The organism is Streptomyces sp. NPDC031111 (assembly GCF_055570675.1).
Window position 1 is genome coordinate 1 of sequence record NZ_JBVIGS010000037.1, and the last position, 19,710, is coordinate 19,710.

General features: G+C 65.2%; 11 protein-coding genes and 8 pseudogenes. 13 read left to right on the forward strand and 6 right to left on the reverse strand.

The genetic code is table 11. From position 1 onward, the window contains the following. Positions 1-503: 503 nt before the first annotated feature. Positions 504-1,382, reverse strand: a complete 879-nt coding sequence (locus ACZ470_RS38615) for a helix-turn-helix transcriptional regulator (protein ID WP_468434647.1) — start codon at positions 1,380-1,382, stop codon at positions 504-506. A gap of 133 nt (positions 1,383-1,515) precedes the next feature. On the opposite strand from ACZ470_RS38615, the gene ACZ470_RS38620 reads away from it, so the two are divergent. The 7 genes and pseudogenes from ACZ470_RS38620 (at position 1,516) to ACZ470_RS38650 (ending at position 9,667) form a co-directional block, all read left to right on the forward strand. Further along, positions 1,516-3,030 carry an MFS transporter gene (locus tag ACZ470_RS38620; protein WP_468434648.1) on the forward strand — a complete coding sequence of 505 codons (1,515 nt, stop codon included), beginning with the start codon at positions 1,516-1,518 and terminating at the stop codon, positions 3,028-3,030. Positions 3,031-3,119: 89 nt separating this feature from the next. Next, the gene (locus tag ACZ470_RS38625) at positions 3,120-4,235 is read left to right on the forward strand and encodes an FAD-dependent monooxygenase (RefSeq protein WP_468434649.1); all 1,116 of its coding nucleotides are present in this window, start codon (positions 3,120-3,122) and stop codon (positions 4,233-4,235) included. 736 nt (positions 4,236-4,971) lie between these two features. Beyond that, positions 4,972-5,172 (forward strand): annotated as a pseudogene (locus ACZ470_RS38630) (IS5/IS1182 family transposase); the annotation flags it as partial. Positions 5,173-5,471: 299 nt separating this feature from the next. Then, positions 5,472-6,884, forward strand: coding sequence for a benzaldehyde dehydrogenase (locus ACZ470_RS38635; protein WP_468434650.1), 1,413 nt, complete (start codon positions 5,472-5,474; stop codon positions 6,882-6,884). A gap of 31 nt (positions 6,885-6,915) precedes the next feature. Next, complete coding sequence (locus ACZ470_RS38640) at positions 6,916-8,184, forward strand: M24 family metallopeptidase (protein ID WP_468434651.1); 1,269 nt, start codon at positions 6,916-6,918, stop codon at positions 8,182-8,184. A 206-nt stretch (positions 8,185-8,390) separates the two neighbouring features. Beyond that, positions 8,391-8,855: a MarR family winged helix-turn-helix transcriptional regulator gene (locus tag ACZ470_RS38645; protein ID WP_468434652.1), complete on the forward strand. Its 465-nt coding sequence runs from the start codon at positions 8,391-8,393 to the stop codon at positions 8,853-8,855. Continuing rightward, complete coding sequence (locus ACZ470_RS38650) at positions 8,852-9,667, forward strand: NAD-dependent epimerase/dehydratase family protein (RefSeq protein ID WP_468434653.1); 816 nt, start codon at positions 8,852-8,854, stop codon at positions 9,665-9,667. The genes ACZ470_RS38645 and ACZ470_RS38650 overlap by 4 nt, the downstream gene beginning before the upstream one ends. Positions 9,668-9,780: 113 nt before the next feature. On the opposite strand, the pseudogene ACZ470_RS38655 reads toward ACZ470_RS38650, so the two are convergent. Both ACZ470_RS38655 and ACZ470_RS38660 read right to left on the reverse strand, forming a co-directional pair. Next, positions 9,781-10,399: pseudogene (locus ACZ470_RS38655) on the reverse strand (NF041680 family putative transposase); the annotation flags it as partial. A 109-nt stretch (positions 10,400-10,508) separates the two neighbouring features. Continuing rightward, positions 10,509-10,895 (reverse strand): annotated as a pseudogene (locus tag ACZ470_RS38660) (transposase); the annotation flags it as partial. Between the two features lie 344 nt (positions 10,896-11,239). On the opposite strand from ACZ470_RS38660, the pseudogene ACZ470_RS38665 reads away from it, so the two are divergent. Both ACZ470_RS38665 and ACZ470_RS38670 read left to right on the forward strand, forming a co-directional pair. After that, positions 11,240-11,402, forward strand: a pseudogene (locus ACZ470_RS38665) (IS5/IS1182 family transposase); the annotation flags it as partial. Between the two features lie 1,251 nt (positions 11,403-12,653). After that, a complete protein-coding gene (locus ACZ470_RS38670; RefSeq protein ID WP_468434654.1) occupies positions 12,654-14,213 on the forward strand; it encodes an AMP-binding protein in 1,560 nt (519 codons plus the stop codon). Positions 14,214-14,326: 113 nt separating this feature from the next. Here ACZ470_RS38670 and ACZ470_RS38675 read toward each other — a convergent pair. After that, positions 14,327-14,473, reverse strand: a pseudogene (locus ACZ470_RS38675) (IS630 family transposase); the annotation flags it as partial. A gap of 204 nt (positions 14,474-14,677) precedes the next feature. On the opposite strand from ACZ470_RS38675, the pseudogene ACZ470_RS38680 reads away from it, so the two are divergent. Next, a pseudogene (locus ACZ470_RS38680) lies at positions 14,678-15,390 on the forward strand (transposase). 9 nt (positions 15,391-15,399) lie between these two features. On the opposite strand, the pseudogene ACZ470_RS38685 reads toward ACZ470_RS38680, so the two are convergent. Beyond that, positions 15,400-15,644 (reverse strand): annotated as a pseudogene (locus tag ACZ470_RS38685) (hypothetical protein); the annotation flags it as partial. On the opposite strand from ACZ470_RS38685, the pseudogene ACZ470_RS38690 reads away from it, so the two are divergent. Continuing rightward, positions 15,645-16,006, forward strand: a pseudogene (locus ACZ470_RS38690) (transposase); the annotation flags it as partial. It abuts the pseudogene before it with no gap. A gap of 147 nt (positions 16,007-16,153) precedes the next feature. Here ACZ470_RS38690 and ACZ470_RS38695 read toward each other — a convergent pair. Continuing rightward, positions 16,154-16,747 (reverse strand): TetR/AcrR family transcriptional regulator, encoded by a 594-nt coding sequence (locus tag ACZ470_RS38695; protein ID WP_468434655.1) that lies wholly within the window; start codon positions 16,745-16,747, stop codon positions 16,154-16,156. 340 nt (positions 16,748-17,087) lie between these two features. Between ACZ470_RS38695 and ACZ470_RS38700 the strand changes: the two genes are divergently transcribed. Beyond that, a complete protein-coding gene (locus ACZ470_RS38700) occupies positions 17,088-17,252 on the forward strand; it encodes a hypothetical protein (RefSeq protein WP_468434656.1) in 165 nt (54 codons plus the stop codon). A 442-nt stretch (positions 17,253-17,694) separates the two neighbouring features. Further along, positions 17,695-18,969 carry a M24 family metallopeptidase gene (locus ACZ470_RS38705; protein ID WP_468434657.1) on the forward strand — a complete coding sequence of 425 codons (1,275 nt, stop codon included), beginning with the start codon at positions 17,695-17,697 and terminating at the stop codon, positions 18,967-18,969. The last annotated feature ends 741 nt before the right edge of the window (positions 18,970-19,710 follow it).

Below are 19,710 nucleotides of genomic sequence, written 5' to 3' on the forward strand. Positions count from 1 at the left end.
ACTCCTCAGCCCACAAACCAGCTTCATCTATCCCCACCATGCTCGGAACACCGAAACCGACCAGCGCAGGCAACGATTTCTCACTGGAGTACTAGCGCGTCCCGGTTTGCCGCCGTCCGAATGTTGTGGGCTCCCCTCACCTCTCGTCACCACGAGGCGCGTTGGGTGTGCTGTTCCGATAGGTCGCTGATGCGTCTGGTGGGTGGCCGGTAACGCCGGAATGGGGTCGGCGGTAGTCGTACCGGTCCAGCCGGCCGGAGACGCCGCCTGCCGTTCTCCATGACCGTCTCCGATTGATCCCGCTGCGCTTTGCGATCGGGGCGCTCGGGTGCCATGCCCACTCCGTGACTCCGGTGGGGCAGCGTTCACCGTCCGGTAGCGCAGCCTTGGCGGGGCGAGCGGTGAGTCTCCACCCTCGTTGCCTCCCGGCGGCCTTCGTCGAGTCGGTACCGACCGAAGGCTCCCACTTCGGCATCAGTGGGAGGGGATTCCGGCTGTGGGCGTCACCCGATATTCAGGTCGGTGCTGCCGCTCCCGTCATAGGATGAGGCCATCGACCCTAGAATGTGCAATGCTTCTGCGGATTTCGAGCCTGGCTTGGCCATATAGGTGACAAGCATCTGGTTCGGCGCATCTGGCGTTGTCCAAGCAATATAGGTGAGATCCACGTCACCCACGTCGGGATGCCGCATACGGTTAATCCCGGTGGTCTTCTCAAAAACATGATGCTCCGCCCAGAGACGCCGAAATGTCTCACTCCGGACTGCTAGTTCTCCAACCAGCGCCAACAATTGCGGATTATCGGGGTCCTCACCTGCTGTCTTCCTCAGGATACCGACAGTACTGCGCGCGGAATCCTCCCAATCACGATGCCGGGCAGCGATTTCTTCATCGAGAAAAAGCAGCCATGCGGAATTCCGCTCGCTTTCGGGCAGTGTTCCGTAGTCAGTGAACATGGCGCATGCGAGTGGGTTCCATCCGATCACCTGCATCGTGCGAGTCATCACGAGCGCCGGAACCGAGAGGGTTTCCAGGAATTCGCGCGTCGATTCAGGCATCCGTTCCTTGGGCGAGCGCCGCGCAGGGCGGGGCCGGGGCCGCGCCAGGTCGTAGAGGTGGGACCGCTGCGTGGCGTCGAGCTGAAGGACTCGGGCGATGGAATCAAGTAGCGCTTCGGTGGGACGTCCACCACGCCCCTGCTCCAGACGCACGTAATAGTCCGTGGACACACCGACGAGCATTGCCACCTCTTCGCGCCGCAGCCCAGGTACTCGGCGACGGCCGACGTCCGGCAGTCCGGCTGAGGTCGGCGACACGGCGGCCCGTCGGGCTTGTAGGAACTCCCCGAGCTCGGACTTCCACTGGCGGGACTTCGCGGTCATCTCACCAGTCTGCCGCCAAGAGCTCGCTTTTAGGTAGTCATGCGAGTACCCAGGCTCGTGAGTGCCCCGGTCGGGCGAGCCGCAGCATGGATCGGGCCTGAATAAGCGGCCTCGCGTGGTCCAGCCTGGAGGCATGCCAACTGACCCCAATTTGCTGACGCCCTCCTCGGCTGCGACTCGCGCATCGATAGGCGCCGTACTCACGGCCTCCTTTTTCTTGCCCTTTGCGGTGACGGGACCGGCGATCATCCTGCCTGATATGGCGGGCGACTTGAACGCTTCAGCAGCTGGCACACAGTGGGTGCAGAACTCGTACAACGCGCTCTTCGCCGCAACGGTGCTGGCGACAGGTAGCCTGGCGGATCTCTTCGGGCGACGCCTCGTGCTGCGTACAGGAATCGCCGTGTTCGGTCTGGCCATGGCGCTTATCGCGGTTTCCTCGAACATCGTGGTCATCGATGTGCTGCGCGGCGTCCAGGGTCTAGCTGCTGGAGCTGTGGTCTCCGCCGGCTCGGCTGTCCTTGCACATGCGACCTCCGGGGCACGCAGAATTCGGGTGTTCGGACTGCTTGGCGCCAGTTTCGGAGGTGGAACGGCTGCAGGTCCTCTTATCGCCGGTGCGCTCGCCCCTCTGGGATGGCGGTCGATCTTCGTGGTGATCGCTCTCGGAGCTGCCGTTTCCTTCATCGCCTCCCGCTACACGCAGGAGTCCAATGATGCCTCCGCGCCCCGCCCCGACCTGCCCGGCATGACCTGTTTCGGCGGCGCGCTCCTTCTTCTGTCGTTGGGATTCGTCAGCAGTGGATCGGCAGGCTGGCTGGCTCCGTGGACCTTGGTGGCGTTCCTTGGAACACTGCTTCTGCTCGCGGCATTCGTTGCTGTCGAGCTTCGCAGCACTCACCCGATGTTCGACATCCGCCTGTTTCGCAGCCCGACCTTCACTGCCCTCATGTGCATGCCGTTCTCGGTCACATTCGGTCTGGCCGCGTTGAACGTCTTCCTCCCCATCTACTTGCAGAGCGGCGGCGCCACCCCATGGCGAGCGGCGGTCGAGCTGATACCTCTTGAAGTCCCGGTTCTACTCGTACCATTGGCGGCCCGATGGCTGACGTCCCGTTGGTCCATGCGGATCCTGCTGACCGCGGCTCCCCTCCTGATCGCCGCAGGCAGCTTCGGGCTCATCGTGATCGATCACGATGTCTCACCATGGGTGTCCGCCCTGCCGCTCCTTGTTTTCGGCGTGGGCGTCGGGACGGCGTTCTCCGTCATGGACAACGCCGCCGTCGGCTCAGTACCAGTGGACAAGGCCGGCTCGGCAGCAGGGATGTTCAACACCATGCGCATCACCGGCGAGTCCCTGGCGGTGGCGGCAACCGCCGCGGTGCTCATCTCAATCACGGCGGCTCGGACATCGAGCGCTCAGGCGAATGCCGCCGTGCAAGGTCACTACGTCTCCGAAGCCACCGGTCACGCCTTCACCGGAGCGCTTCACGTCGTCCTCCTCGGGCTGGGCGCACTCGCACTGGCCGGAGCAATCGTCACAGCGTGGGCCCTGCGCCCGGCTCAAGGCGCCGACACCGGTGAGACGCGCGCTGAAGGGTGGGAGACCACTCACCGTCGTGCCCCTGCGGGGCACGAGAGGCGCTAGACCGATGCCTCGTCACCCCATCGGCGTCTCAGCGACCACCCACACGCCACCGGCGTCGGCCTTCCCACCAACCATCAGGAGACCGTTCCGTGACTGAGGACTGTCACACGTCGCACCCAAGGAACCCCGGGGCAGCCATCGTCGTCGGCGCGTCGCTGGCAGGCCTGATGAGCGCGCTGACGCTGGCGCGCGTCGGCCTGCAGGTGACCATGCTGGAGCGCTCGACCCGCAAGACACGGACGGGTGCGGCCCTACCCGTGATGCACGGATTGCTGGAGCAGCTGACGGGACGAAGTGCGCGTACGGGAGCGAAGGGCTTCCCGTCCGGTGCACAGGCATGGTCGGACGTGCACGCGGCCCTGCGCTCCGCCGCCGAGACCGATCCCAGAATCTCCATATGGTCACCGGTACGAGTGACCGGTTCGGGCCAGGACCAGGAATCCGCATGGGTCATGACGGGCGATGGTGAGTGCGTGCACGCTGACCTCGTCGTCGGTGCCGACGGCCACAAGAGTGTCGTACGTCGCCACGTCGCACCCGAAGCACCCGAGGCGAACTTCTCCGGATATGTGATCTGGCTCGGCCTCGTCGACGAATGCGAACTGCAGTCACCACCGTGGCCGTCGAACCTCGCCATCCTCTACGAGGGGGACTACTGCCTGAACGCCTACTACCTTCCGGGAGAAGACGGATCAATCACCCCAGGGCGGCGTCGGGTCGGCTGGGGCTGGTACGACTCCGGCCGCAACGATCTGCTGCGCGCCAGCAGAGCCGTGATCGATGGTGTCGTCCAGCGCACACTTCGCGCGGATGACATCCCGGCCAGGACGTTCGAGGAACTCGCGGACGAGGCACAGCAGATGTGGCCCGACCCATGGCGGGAAGCCATCCGCCTGAGCGCCAGGCGAGGAGAAGTGATCGGCACGCCGATCGGTGAGTACCTACCGCCGCGACTCGCCTCCGGTCGTGTGTGTCTCGTCGGCGATGCCGCCCATCTCCCCTCGCCAATGACCGGTAGCGGCTTCAGCGCATCGGCACAGGACGCCCTCGCTCTCGCCGAAGCGATCGACGGTGGCAGAACCCGCAACGACGTCGTCGGCGCGCTGCGCCGCTACGAGGCAACGCGGCTCGCCCCCTCCCGGCAACTTGTGCAGTCAGGGCGGGGATTCAGCCGCTCGTTCGCTCCTCGGGGCGCCGCACAATGAGCGCCCCGCGCCCTCGGCCTGGCGACGAAACAGGGCAGTAAGGCTACGCACCACCAGCCGAGTTCAGTCGACGTGACACAGGACTGAAGCCTGCCGGCCGGGTCACGTGGGCGTCGCGGGGCGTGGCCGGTAGCGCGCCGGCTTGAACGGGCAGCAGGGGCGCAGACCGGTGGTGGTGTCGGTCAACCGCGCGATCTCAAAGGGGTGTCGGGCAGGGGCGCCGTTACGGAACAGGGCGACCGCACCAGACCAGGGCGGGGACTGGTGGCCGGTGTCACCGCGCGGGATCATCACGTTGCCGTTGTCCCCGGGTTGGCCCACCGGTCAGTCGCGGTAGGCGGCCTCGCCGAGATCGGCGACGACCGACCGATTCGCCGATGCCAAGCGCCTCACTACAACGCCGGAGTCATACCGGGTACCCGTGCGTCCGGCAAGAAGCTGTCTGTCAAAGCCCGCCGCGTCAAAGACCAGCGCCTCGCCGCTCTCGGCTACGTCTGGGCCTTCGCCTCCCTGACCGCCTCACCAGGCTCAAAAGCGCACGACGACCCACGTCGCACTGACGAGGACCGCCGCATCTCAACCCTACGCAACCTCTTCAACCGCATGATCGGCTTCTTGCACCACCGCCTCAGCCCACGGGTCCGCTACAACCAATCCGCCAAATTCCCCGACCGATCCGAACCACCTACGGCTACAGGTTGACGCCCTACCGTAACCGCATCGGATGTCCGGTCAGGACGGGTACGGTACCCCGCTCGCGGTCCTGCTGACCGGCGGCAACCGCAACGACATCACTCAGCTCCCGCCGCTGCTCGACGCGGTCCCGCTGGCCCGCGGCCGTGCCGGCCGCCCCCGCCGCAACCCGGACTCGCTGTTCGCCCTCCGCGACTACGACCACGACATTCCGCGATGGGGACACTCCCGCGGTATCGCTCCAGTGGCGGGTGTCACCGGCCCCGAGGTGCTCGCGACGTGGCCCTCGACACCCCTGACGCCACCCACAGAACGTTAGGCACCTAGCTTCTTGACAGGACGCTAGGCGCCTAGCAGAATTTGTGAGGCACCTAGCGAAAAGGCTGCATCGCCAGCCAGTCCTGGATAGGACAGCCTGAGTCGCTTCGCGCGACGGGTCGACGTCGCACCCGACGGAGAGGTGAGCAAGTGAGTAACACAAGAGTGGCGACGGGTCCTCTGGATCCGGCACGGTGGACGGGCAAGATATGGACGGGTAAGTGGGTGCCTGGATCCGGTGGGGAGCACGTCGTCCATTCACCTTCGACCGGTGAGCGCCTCGCCACGATCGGCTTCGCCTCACCCGAAGACGTGGATACTGCAGCCGAGGTGGCCGAGGCTGCCCAGCGTGAATGGGCCGCGTGCAGCTATGAGGAGAGAGCCGCAGTCCTGCGGCGTGCTGGTGATCTCTGGCACGCTCATGCCGACGAGGTCACGTGGTGGCTCAGGGCTGAATCCGGCTCTGCCAGGGCGAAAGCGCAGTTCGAAGTCGAGACAGCCGCGCAGGAGTGCTACGAGGCCGCAGCCTTGGCTTCCGTGCCCTACGGCGAGGTTCTGCGGTCCGCCCAGGACCGGCTCAGTCTGAGCCGGCGCTTTCCGGTGGGAGTGGTGGCTGTGATTGCGCCCTTCAACGCACCGGTCGTCTTGTCCATCCGTGCGGTAGCACCGGCTCTCGCCCTGGGGAACGCGGTGCTGCTCAAGCCGGACACCCGGACCCCGATCAGCGGGGGTGTCACCCTCGCCACCATCTTCGAGGAGGCAGGCCTGCCACCGGGGGTGCTGCAGATGCTGCCGGGTCGGGGAGCCCAGGTGGGCGAGCGCCTGGTCACGACGCCCCGGACGCGGGTGATCGCGTTCACCGGCTCGACAGGCGCGGGTCGGCGGGTCGGTGAATTGGCGGCGCACCATCTCAAACGCTCCCACCTCGAACTCGGCGGCAACAACGCACTGATCGTGCTCGATGACGCCGACCTCGCCCACGCCCCGAGTGTGGGCGCGACGGGTTCGTTCATTCACCAGGGGCAGATCTGCATGGCGACCGGTCGACAGCTTGTGCACGAGTCGATCGCGGACGAGTACGTGGCCAAGCTGACCGAGAGGGCAGAGGCTTTGGTCGTGGGGGACCCGGCCGGGGATACGCCGGTCCAGCTCGGACCCGTCATTGATGAGCGCCAGCGCGATGGAATCCACGCCATCGTAACTGACACAGTCGCTGCCGGCGCGAAGCTGCGGACAGGCGGTTCCTACCAGGACCTGTTCTATCGCCCGACTGTTCTGGACCACGTCACTCCCGATCACCGCGCGTTCCGTGAGGAGATCTTCGGCCCGGTGGCTCCAGTCATCCGCTTCTCCACCCTCGATGAAGCGGTTGAGCTGGCGCGCGACACCGAATACGGGCTTTCGCTCGGCATCCTCACCCGCGACGTGATGCGCGGGCTGCAACTTGCCGATCGCATCCCGTCCGGGAACGCACACATCAACGACCAGACCGTGAACGACGAGGCACCAGTCCCCTTCGGCGGTGTCGGCGCCTCGGGCACCGGGTCGCGTCACGGCGGCCACCTGGCCAACATCGAGGCGTTCACCGAGACGCAGTGGACGACTCTACGCGGCGAACTTCCGCGCTACCCCTTCTGAGCACGACTCCGTCTGCATAAAGGAGACACACATGGTGATCGGCGTACCCGGTGTGGCGCACGCGCCGGGGCCGACTCTGTCCTTGGCGGAGCGGGATCGGCGCTGGGCCAGGACGCGCGCCCTGATGGAGGAGCTCGATCTGGATCTCATCCTGGTGGGCGGATTCCGCAGCCGTGACCACTATGAGCACTACTTGAGCAACGACTACATCGAGGGCGCGGTGATCTTTCCCCGTGTGCAGGCCCCGGTGACCGTGACCTGGGGCGCCACGCGCATCTTCCGGGCGGAGGACAGCTTCGCTCGCGGCGCGGTGCGCTGGATCGACCAGTACGTCACCGGCCTGAGCGGAGCCGCAGTGGCAGGGTGGATCAAGGACGTGAGTCCGCGTGGCCGGATCGGGGTCGTCGGTCTGGAGACTCAGACCGCAGGGGAGTTCAGCGGGTTCCTCCCTGCCCGGTTCTGGATCGACCTGACCGAGAACCTGCCCGACCGCGAGATCGTCGACATCTCGTGGAAGTTCAACGAGATGATGCTACCCAAGAGCGAGGAGGAACTCGCCCTGGTCCGCTGGGCCGCGGGCGCGGCCGAAGCCGCCAGTCAGGCAATGCTCAACAGGGTCGCCCCGGGGGTGCCCGAGACCGAGATCTATGCCGACGTGCTCGCCACCCTGGCGCGGCACGGATGCAACGTGCGCTACCCCACACTCATCTTGAACTCGGGCTATCCAAGCCTGTCGTGGGGGCCTCCTAGGTGGACCACCACGGCGGAACCCGTGCGCCAAATCGCTGACCAGGACCTGGTCATGGCTGAGATCTTCCCGACCTTCGGCAATGCCGAGGTCCAGGTACAGATGTCGATTGCCGTCGGCGAACCGGACCCGACCATCGCCCAGTGTGCATCCGTCGCGCGGGCCTCCTACGAGGCGGGGCTGTCGGTCCTGCGCGCCGGCATCACCTTCAGCGAACTCGTCCACGCGATGGAACAACCGTTGGAGGAGGCCGGCTGCTGGGCCCTGACGCCGCTGGTGCATAGCCTCAACCCGCAAGCGTTCCTCGGCTTCACCCGGGTCAACGACCAGGATGCCCATCCCGTCACTACGCTCCCCGGTCCCGCACCGCGGAACCTGCCGCAGTTGACAGGCAGCGAACTGGTTCTCCCGGCTGGTGCGACCCTCGCGTTCGAACCCAACGCTTGCATCGGGCGCACGAGAGTGGTGTCGGGCGGCACCGTGATCGTGACAGACACAGGATACGAGGAGATCAACAGTCTCCCGTGCCGGATGCGGACCACCCATACATAGGCCCGTCAGCCCGCAGCGACCGGCACCTGGTCTCCAGGCCTCCACCGCTGCTCGGCGCCGCATGCCTGGAGGTTCGACGTGGTGACATAGCCGCGCTTGGCCACAGCGTTTCGCGACAGGGCCTGGCCGCGTACTGCGCCGGCAACCCACATGGGAAGCACTCAAGGTTCGCTTGACCACGTTAGGCGCCTAGCGATAATCGTCAGATGACTAACGAACGGACAGATCCGCAACACGAGTCCGCCGGAGCATGGGCGAAGAAGTACCACATGGCCTCTCGCCTGGTGATGGAGTCAGTACTCCGTCCCTACGATCTCGGGCCCACCCAGTGGTACGTCCTTCACCAGCTCGCGAACGCCGGGCCGACTCCGCAGCGCGACCTGGTGCGCATGCTGCATATCGAGCGCGCCACACTCACGGGCGTGGTGGCGGCGCTCGTCCGCAAGGGCCTGGTGGAGCAGATACCGGACGACACCGATCAGCGCCAGAAAGTGCTGACCATGACTCCGGCTGGCGCCACACTGTGGCGCGCGCTGCCGGACCCGATCGCTCTCATCCTCGAAACCGCCTTCGACGGTGTCCCTCAACCCGACATCGACACGGCGACTCGTGTGCTCCGCACAGCAACCGGTCGACTGACCGAGCTCCTATCAGAAAGCAAAGAGACATGACCATCCTGATCACCGGTGGAACCGGACTCGTCGGCTCCCGCCTCCTGCGCCGCCTCACGGACGCGGGCATCGACTGCCGCGCGATCGTGCGGCCCGGCAAGGAACTCCCCGTCGGCGTCACCACCGTCGAGGGCGACCTGCTCGACCCTGCATCGCTGCCCAAGGCCGTCGAAGGCGTCACCGCCGTCATCCACCTCGCCGCCGTCCTGCGCACCCCCGACCCCGAGCAGATCCAGCGCGTCAATGTCGAGGGCACGCTCAATCTCATCGCGGCACTGCAGGCGAACGCCCCCGAAGCGCGCGTCATCATGGCCAGTACCAGCCTCGTCTACGACGCCGACGTGCCCAGGCCGGCCCGCGAAGGCGACCCCACCAACCCGCAGCTGCCCTACCCGGCGAGCAAGGTTGCCGCGGAACAAGCGCTGCGCGAGAGCGGACTGACCTGGAGCATCCTGCGCTTCGCCTTCGTCTACGGCGAAGGCGACGGCCACCTGCAGGCCGCTCCGGGACTACTGGGTTCCTGGAACTGGCACCCCGCCAAGACCCTCAGCCTTGTTCACCACCACGACATCGCGACCTCTGTGCAGCTCGCCCTCACTGGGGCGATGGACGGGCATATCGTGAATATCACCGACGACGCCCCCGCCTCGGTCCTCGAGATCGCGCGCCTCGTCGGGGCCGAGTACAAGGAGTCCTCCGAACCACTGACCGACCCCTGGCAGGGCCACATCGACGGCTCACTCGCCCGCGAACTCGGCTTCACACCCGCCGTGCCGAGCATGTACCGCGCGGCCGCAGACGGCACGCTGTAGGCAGCCCAAAGACACCAGGTAGTCCTGCCCGCAGCCCTACAGGCAAGGACTGACGCTCGGTCGATGCCCGGCCCGGGCGATACAGAGCAACAGCTGCTGGCCTTGTTCCCTACCTACCAGAATCTGCCAGGCCGGCAGATAGCCTTGAGGGTCTCGGGGCGTTTGACGGTCTTGTCGATGTCGTAGCGGCGCCCGGTGTCTGTTCTTGGCGCAGGGTGGCCGCCCGGGGCCGGTACCTCGGAGCTTGGGATCTCGGGTCGGGCAAGCGAAGTGAGCGTGGATGTTCCTGAACCCTCGGCGGACCGGGCCGGCGTGAGCCGGTCGGGTGCGTCGGGTTTCTCCCAAGGGCGGCGGAGATCTTCGGCGAGGGGCCGGGCGAGCCGGAGCTGGGTGTGGGCGACGATCAAGATCCAGGTCCAGCGATCCACTGCTTCGGGGGTACGGAGTTTCGGTGTGGCCCAACTGAGGGTGTGTTTCGCGAAGCGGAAGGTTTGCTCCAGACCGATGCGGCGAGGAAAGGCCTGCCGAAACAGTCCACGTCGTCCGCAGGGGCGCCGGTCTTCGAGGACCATAACCACACCAGCGGAGTGTCTCGCTCCTTCCATAGGTGCTCGACCTTCAGCCAATCAACGTTCGCTCGACCAAGGGTAGTTCACCGTCGTCGAGCCAGGACGCACGGTGGGTGAGCCGTCGGTGGACTCGGTCCCACGCCTGAGTCTCGACCTTGCCGTAGCACCGTTGCAGTAGGTTCCGTCTTCAAACGGATCTCGCCCAGAGCAAGAATGACGCGAGACTGACCGCTGCTTCGTAGGAGGTGGTGGTCTTGATGCCCCTATGGATGTCAAGCGGCCAAGGCTTGCTCCTGGGGCATGGGGCGGGCTCGCATGATGATCGTGTAGAGCTCTCGGGCGACGTAGCGTTTGAGGCAGCGGATGGCTTCGCGTCGGGTTTTGCCTTCGGCGATGCGTCGTTCGACGTAGCTGCGGCTGCGGGTCTCCCAACGCAGACGGGCAAGGACGATGGTGTAGAGGGCCGAGTTGGCCTGCCGGTCACCGCCTCTATTCAGCCTTGTGCGCTGTGTCTTGCCCGACGAGGCTTCGACCGGGCTCACGCCGCAGAGTGAGGCGAATGAAGCCTCGCTGCGGAGTCGCTCCGGGTTGTCGCCGGTGGCGATAAGGAGGGCTGCCGCGGTGTCCGGACCCACTCCATAGCGCTCGAGTAGTTGGGGGGTGTGCTGGCTGATCACCGACGTGATCAGCCAGTTAGAATGGGCTCGCGCTCAGGGCTGCCGCCCACCCCGCCGAGGTGGAACGCGGCGAGCGCCATGGCGCCCTGCTGCGACGGGCGCGACGCTGCCGATCGATGCTCGACGTCGGCTGGCCGCACACTCCGCCCGGGACCCTCCGGAAGAACGGATCCGGTCGCGTGGCCACCCCGGCGCCTTCCCGACTGTTGCGGCACTTGCCGACACACTGAACCTCTTCAGCGTGGCCACCGATCGGGTGACTGCGGAGGCCCCCGTTCCGTTGAGGGAGGTGTTCGAATTCTCAACCCACCGGCACAGGAGCCTCGTTGGTTCCCAATCCTGCCGCACTCGGCCTGCCGCACGCCCTCGTCAAGTGGGACACGATGCTCATCGTCCTCCGTGACCGGCGCTGCAAACTTCCGCCGCCCCGGCGTGCGCTGGTCGCACTGGTGTGCCTGCGCCGTCACGACACCCTCGCCTGCACCGCCGACGGCGGTGCACGACCTCTGGCCTTCACCGTCGCCGCGGGACAAGCCGCTGACTCCCCCGCTTTCGAGACGGTGATGGCCCGCGTCCGCGTGCCTCGAAGCGGTCCGGGCAGGCCGCGAACCGCCCCTCCGCCGTGCTGGCCGACCGGGCCTACTCATCCCGCGCTATTCGCAGTCAACTACGACGCCGGGGGATCCAAGCTGTCATCCCGCAGCCCTCCGACCAGATCAGCCACCGGTTACGACGAGGCCGCCAAGGGCGGCCGCCCGCCCGGCTTCGACCGCGATGCCTACAAACAGCGGAACACCGTCGAACGGTGCATCAGTCGCCTCAAGCACAGGCCGCACTCCACCTCGCCGGCATCCTGATCGGGACCCGACGCTGACCAGAGAGACAGAACATAACGGCCTCGCGCACGGTAGGCCCTGGATGACACGGGCGGCGACAGCGTGGCGCCATCAGGCTTGCTGGGCTTGGCTCCTGAGGCTGAGCACGGGTGATGCGGCTTCGGTCAGCGCAGTTGATATTGCTCGGAGTCCTCGCTGGTAGGCGATCGGACTGTGGTATCCGGCGCGGGGGCTCGGTCGGTGTCGTAGCAATGCAGTCACCGGAAGAGGTCCACATGGGCATCGCGCTCGGCGTCCCGGGCCTGGGCGCCCAGCAGCCTGGGCCGGGTGCCCCGTTTGCCAGTCGCGTTGAATGACTCGGCGAGTGGGGGTCCGTGCTGGAGCCGACCGCCCTCAGAGGGCCTTGCCCGCCGCAAGTTGTCGCGCGGCGGTCGCGGCCAGGATCCGGAGTGCGACCGGTGAACCTGTCGTGAAGCAAACGGCGTTCGCCGCAACCGCAAGTCGGATGGGGAAGGGCTTGTTCGCCTTGCCCGTAGGGCAGGAAGGCGCTTCAGGGGCTGGCACTGTTTGCGACCCATGAAGACATAGGGAGAACGTTCTTTCTTGACACGCGTTGATGGAGCCGTGATGATGGATCAAGATCCGAAGCCTAGCGGCTCCTCGCGCTTGCCTGCATGCGGACGAAGCCGCTCATGGCACCGCTTGCCGAATCGCATCGTCCCTCCTCGTTCCAGCTCGAAGGGTCACCTCACCGTAAGGGCCCGCTTGTGCGCCGAGTCGATCTCGCATCGCAACCGACCCAACTCCCCACACAAGCCCGACTCGTCCAGGGCTCAGCCGATGCAGCATTACCCAGACCCTCTGCAGGCTCCTCTACGCTTCACGCGGGCAGAAAAGAAGAATTATGGACACGCAAAGTAGCAGCGAGAACTACACCGTCTCCGTCCTGCAGCGACTCGCCGCCAGAGGCAGCAAGGACGCGATCGTCGCGGGGGCGCGGCGTATCAGTGGTGCCGAGGCCGTCAGTACGACCCTAATATTCGCCGCTGCACTACGTGACTTGGGGCTGGTAGAGGGTGACGGAGTTGCAATGTTCGTGGAGAACTCGCCAGAGGCGTTGCTGCTTCAGCTGGCCGTCCACTTCACAGGTTGCCGACTGGTTTTCGTGCCTCCGGAGCCCGGCAACAACGAACTCGAGGCGCTGATCGACCGCGCCGAGGTCAAGGTTCTACTTTTCGACCCGTCTCTGGAAGAGCGGGCCCAGCTCATCGCTGACCGGATCACACTGCCGCATGTCTTCAGCGTTGGCCCCTCATCGTTCGCGGCTGACCTCCTAGTAGCCTCGTCCGGCACCACCGATCTCTCGCTCCGCGACGCCTCCGACGGCCGTCACCTGGCCACGATCCTCTACACAGGCGGCACTACAGGGCTACCCAAGCTGGTCGTTCACCGCAAGAGTTACTACGACAGCATCGTTCAGGTTTCCCGCGCGTACACCGACGATGTCTCATCCAACCCCACGTTTCTGATAGCCACGCTGGTAACGCATACCAGCGGTCACACCTCATTCCTGGTGAGCGTCCTGAGCGGCCACACGACGGTAATGTTGAGGAAGTTCGACGCCGGCACAGCCCTGTCCGTGATGGATGGCGAGCGTGTCACCATGATGACGGTGGTGACTCCTATGCTGTATGAGCTGCTTGATCACCCCGAGTGCCGTCCCGGCCGCTTCACCGCGTTGAGGTCCATCATTTACCTTGGTGCGTCCGCGTCTCCAGCACGCCTCACGCAATCTGTACAACGATTCGGACCGGTACTGACCCAGTTCTACGGGGCAACCGAATCAGGAATCGTCACTGCGCTCACCCCGCGGGAACACGACCTGCGACGGCCCGAGTCCTTGAGCAGCTGCGGGCGTCCCTTGCCCGGAGTCGAGGTGGAGCTGCGTGACGACAACGGCAAGCTGGTGGCGTTGGGGCAGCACGGTGAGCTGTACGTGCGCAGTCGCTCAGTCATGGAGGGCTACTGGAACGATCCGGGACGAACCGCCGAGGTAATCGACGACGATGGTTGGTTTCGCAGCGGAGACATCGCCCGCCAGGACGAGAATGGTTACCTGTACCTGGTTGGCCGGGCACGGGACATCATCGTCACGGGCATCGCAGCCGATAACGTCTACTCCCGACTGCTGGACGACTTCCTCACCGCACAACCCGCCATCCGGGACGCAGCCACCATCGGCCTGCTCGATGACGACGACAGGGAGATTGTGCACGTCGTACTGGTACCTGAAGACCCCACCAACGTACCAGACCTGACCCGGCTGACCCTCGAGATCGACGGCGCCCTGGGTGAACTATATAGGCCCGCTTCCTATTCGTTCACCCAAGCCCTCCCCAGAACCCTCATCGGCAAGGTCGACAAGGAGGCCCTCCGCGCAGATTTGATGGCAGCGCGCGCGTAACCTTCGCGCCGCATTAGGCAACGACCGCCCCCGGCGAAGACCGCGCGTGGGCGCTCATCATCCGTAGATGAGGCTCCCTGGCGACCGTCGTCCCGCCACAGTTGATGCCACTAGTAGGCCGACTTCAGGCTCGCCCGCAGGCGTCGTGCCACTCCAGCGGCTTGACCTTCTGCTCGAACAGCCTGGCCGCCTGCGCCCGCACCGACTCCCGGCGCCGTCGCCCCCGCAGCGGTCAGCCCGCCCCCATCTGCGTACCTCACACACCACGGGATACAGCCACCGCTCCAGCACAATCAGGGACTTCGTCAAAATTTGCCCCTGACGAGCTGAAGTCCGTGAGACCTTTTCAGCGTGGCTACCGATCGGGTGACTGCGGCGGGTTGCGCGGACGGCCGCAACGCACGAGGCCCCCGTGCCGTTGAGGGAGGTGTTCGGATTCTCAACCCACCGGCACGGAAGCCTCGTTGGTTCCCTATCCTGCCGCACTCGGCCTGCCGCACGCCCTCCTTGAGTGGCGCACGATGCGCATCACCCTCCGTAGAGGGTGACCGGCGCTGCAAACTCCGCCGCACGGGCGTGCGCTGGTCGCACTGGTGTATCTGCACCGTCACGACACCCTCGCTTGCATCGCCGCCGGCTTCGGGATATCCGTCGCCACACACACCTACGTCACAACAGTCGTCGACCTGCTCGCCGACCGCGCCCCGGGCCTGCTGAAGACCCTGCGCGAGAATGACCCGGACATCGTCCTCCTCGACGGCACCCTCGCTGAATGCACCGGGTCGGCGACAGCCGCGCGGACTACTCGGGAAATCATCGCCGGCGCGGCGTGAACTTCCAGGTCGGCACCGACCCCACCGCAGGGTGCTATGGATCTCACCGCGGACCGCGCCCACGTGATCATCAGAATCTGCGAACGCCAGGGCGTCCCCGTCCTCGCCGATCGCGCCTACCAAGGTGCAGGCCCCGGGTGGCCACAGGCCGCAAGCGCCCACCGGGCGGCGAATTCACCCCTACCCAGCAGACCGTCAACCACTCGCTCACCCAGGCCCGCCCTCCCGTCGAACGAGGCATGGCACAACTGAAGTCCTGGCAGATCTTCAGCAGATCACGGATCAGCCTGAACCGGATGACGTCCATCGCGCGAGCCGTCCTCACCCTGGAGAGGCAACGCTGAAAAAGATCACTGGTTGGCGTCGTCCATCCATGCGGTGGCCCGGCGCAGCTCAAACCGAGCTGGAGTAGGATTCGTCCGTGCTCTGGGGTGAGCCAGACACGCAGGGAGCGTCGTCGGGACGGTAGGTCCCTGTCGTCCTCATGGGTATTGTTCCGGGACATCTGGGTGCGGCAACCGCTGGGACGCCTCTCCGGTTGGGCTGCGTAAGGGTTGAGTGGCCCGTCCACGTCGAGGAACAGCAGCGGTCGGTTCACGGTTTCTCGGCGGCGAACCTGCACGACAGCCAAGCCCTGATCCCGCTTGTGAGGGGCATATCGCCGATCCGCTCCCGCCGAGGCCGACGACGACGCAAGCCGGGAAAGCTCCGCGGCGACAAGGGATACGACTACGCCCACCTGCGGCGATGGTTACGCGAGCGCGGCATCGCGCACCGCATCGCCCGCAAGGGAATCGAGACGACTTCGCAGCGACTGGGCCGCCACCGCGGACCATCACCACGGCTTGGCTCGCCGGGTGCCGACGCCTCCACCGATGCTACGAGCGCAAAGCCGAGCACTTCCTCGCCTTCACCAGCATCGCCTGCACTCTCATCTGCTACCGCAGACTCGCCAAATGAGATGACTCTTTAACAAGCGGGACTGCGGCGTCCTGCTGGAGGCCCTCCCGCGGCATCTGAGTACGCGCCACGCGTGACCTCTACATGACCCAGGTCAGCGCCGAGGCCGACAAGTTGGTGACGCCACGCAGCGCTTTGCCCTCGGCTTCACTGGGTGAGCTTCAGCCCGTCGAGCAGAACCGTGACCAGGCGGCGGGGCTCATAGTGCTCGTCTCCCTCAGGAGCTCCTCCCATGCACAAGCCGCCGACCCCGCGCATCAATTCGTAGGCTTTGACTCCAGGCCTGGCCTCGCCCCCCTGGACCGCTGTCTCCAGCAGATGGTCGCAGACAGGCACGAGTCGATCGATGAAGTGGGCGTGCAGCGCGGCGAAGCGCTCGTCGTCCGAGCGCAGGGCGTCGGCCAGACCGTGTTTGGTGACCAAGAAGTCGACGAACAAATCGATCCACTCACGGAGCGCTGTGAGCGGTGAGGCACTCTCTGCCAGCAGTCGCGGTCCAGCTTGTGCACAAGCTTCGATCTGGTGGTTGTAGACCGCGGCGATCAGTTCCGCCCGGGTCGGGAAGTGCCGGTAGATCGTGGCCATGCCCATGCCCGCCTGAGCTGAGATCCGGCGGATCGGTGCATCCACGCCGACCTCAGCGAAGACCTCGGCCGCGGCGTTCAGAAGTATCTGGCGGTTGCGCAGCGCGTCGGAGCGCTTGCCGCGCTCCTCCGGCCGGCGGGTGCCTTCGACGGGCATAGACGGGCGATCTCCTGGGGACTGTTTGACAAAACGGATCAGCGATCCGATTATTAAGCGGAGCACTGCACCGCTTAAGGGTGGTCAGCTGCCAAGTATGCCAGTGCCCGCCTGATGCCGACTCTCGGTCGGCAGGCCGTGCGCGTAGGCGCACTGCCCAGGCGCACTGATCTACCCGTCAGCCGCGCGAAGGGCACGATCATGAGCCACAATCAGCACCCTTCCCCGCCCTGCGCGAGGCCCACGGCGCGCGAGTCGTCAACGTCAGTTCTGGCGCCCAGCGCATGTCGGACATTCGCTGGGAGGATCCCAACTTCACTGACGGTGACTATGACCCCACATGGCCTACGCCCAGGCGAAGACCGCCAACGTGCTCTTCGCCGTCGAACTGGACCGCCGGTTCGCCACCGAAGACATCCACGGCTACGCGGTGCACCCAGGCATCGTCATTGACACGGCCTTGAACAGCAGAACAGTCCCGAGGAAGACCGGGCCCTGGGCCTGATCAACGAGCAAGGCTTTCCGATCATCGACCCGGATGCTGGTAAGAAGACGCCGCAACAGGGCGCGAGCACCATCGTCTTCGCCGCGACCAGCCCTCTGCTCGACGAAATCGGAGGAGTCTATCTCAAGGACAACGATATCTCGCCGCTGGATGACGAGCCCCGGGCCTTGACCGCTGACTACATCCCATCCGAAGCCACCTCTCACGCCATCGACTCCCACGCAGCCCAGCGGCTGTGGGAGATGACCGAGCAGATGCTCAAGAGGTGAGATCCTCCGGCTCATGGTGGAAGACGCCAAGGTAGCCCGAGCCCTGCGCCCCCCAAAAAGACTGACTACGGTTCGGGTGATGACTCCCCGACTCGTCAAGATCGGGTGCGGCAACCGTCTCCAGTAATCCTTCGCGAGCGAACATCAGGACGGAAAGAAGGGAGGAGAACAGTATGAGTACCCAAGCAGTCCCCGAGTTTTCACTCTCCGAGCGTGATCGCCGATGGCGCCTGGCTCGTACGTTCATGGACCGTGAGACGGTTGACGCGCTGATCGTCTTCGGTGAACACGAAGACGCCGGCCCGGGAGCTGTCAGCTACGACACCTGGTTCACCAATGGCCGACCGGGGACCACCGTGGTATTCCCCCGTCATGGCGAGCCGATCTCCCTCATGCCCATGCCCCTGTACTCCATGGACCACCTGGAATCAGCACGCAGAGGCGACACGATCTGGATCGACGCCCCGAACCTGCGGGGCTCCCGAGACTCCCGTGCCCTCGCCGACACTCTCCATGAGTTGGGTCTGGAAACAGGGCGGATCGGTGTCATCGGGCTGGACTTCTATCCTCCGTGGCACCCTGAGGGCACCATCCCCTACCACGTCTGGAACAACGTCCTGGTCCAGTTTCCCCGAGCGGACTTTATTCCACTCGCCCAGTCCTTCTCACAGCTCATCATGGCCCTGAGTGAAGAAGAGATCGCCGTGCTGCAGCACGCTGCGAGGATCGGCGACGTCATGGTGGCAGCCATGGTCGACACAGCTGCGGCAGGCATATCCGAGAGCAAGGTCTACGCCGCAGGAATGGCCGCTGGGTTCACGCGCGGAGCCATCCCCCCGCCCATGCACTTTTGGTCGGGTCCCGCCCCGATCGCCTCGGGCTGGCCGCAATGGGGCTACCGTCCCCAGAAACCCCGTACGCTTGAGGACGGCGACATCATCCGGGCCGAGGTCTTCTGCAACTTCGGTGGACGCCATACCCAGCATCAAGCCACAATCGTCGTCGGCAAGGTTCCAAAGGACCTGCAACGGGCCGCCGAAGTGGCCCGCGCCGCCTACGAAGCCGGACTGCAAGCACTGCGTCCCGGGCGCACGTTCGGCGACTTCGTGGAAGAAATGCTCGCCCCGATTAAAGCGGCTGACGGATGGGTGTTCGGACCGGCCATCCACTCCCTCAACCCGTTGATGGCACTGGGAGGATTTCCCGGAGACATCGGCAAACTCCCCGGCACCGAGGAGTACCCCGCCGTAGATGACCAACCAACAATCATGGCTGACATGGAGCTCAAGCCCGGAATGAGTTTCGCGTTCGAGCCCAACTACGCCTTCGGACGCCACGTCGCGTATCTCGGCGGCACCGTGATCGTCGGAGACGACAAACCCACCGAACTCAGCCCCGCCACAGCACACATCCTCCACGCAGCCGGACAACCGTTCCACGCGAAGTGAGGCCATTTCACCCTGATCAGCTGGCGAGTCCGAGACACGACAGCTCGGCCGCGGCGATCCAGGTGGTGTTGCAGCGGCTGGAACGCCGGCGTCAGTTGCACAGGTGCTTGCCCCGGAACGCGGATGGCGGAGCATGCATGGGCGAGGAGCCCAAGAAGACCGAAGCCGAGATCGGCCGCTGGTTATCAAAGCCGCCCCCAAGCTCGCGTTACCCGTCGCGGGCCTCAAGGCTCCAGGTCAGCTCCTGAATCCGTTGGTGACAACCTCGAACGTCGCCGCCGCGGGCCAACTGAGCCCTGCGCACAACCGTCCCGGTCCGCATGAAGTACGGCCTTCACACTCAGACATACATCGCATAACGCACCACCGACGGCCTCCCCAAGAGAAAACAATCATCCAGTGCCTGAAACACTTCGTCGCGCGAGATCTACCACCTGCTACCCCACCCGTCACCAAAGAAAATAACTCTTCCCCACAGCTCTACGATGCATAGGAGCACCCTCTCGCCGGGCCCATGAACCTCTGTCGATTCAGACGCGACGGGGCGGGCCCTTGCGAGGATATCGGTCGATGTATCTCATTTAAATTCCTGCGGCTGACTGTCGGCCAGACCGCATCCTAAACGCGCGTCTACACAGAGTTGCTGTGAAACCTTCACGAATGCCTGACCGCGGCCCGTTGTGCGGTTTCGCGGTGAGGAGGAGATTCCGTGCTGAATAATTGTCCATAAGTCACACTCGA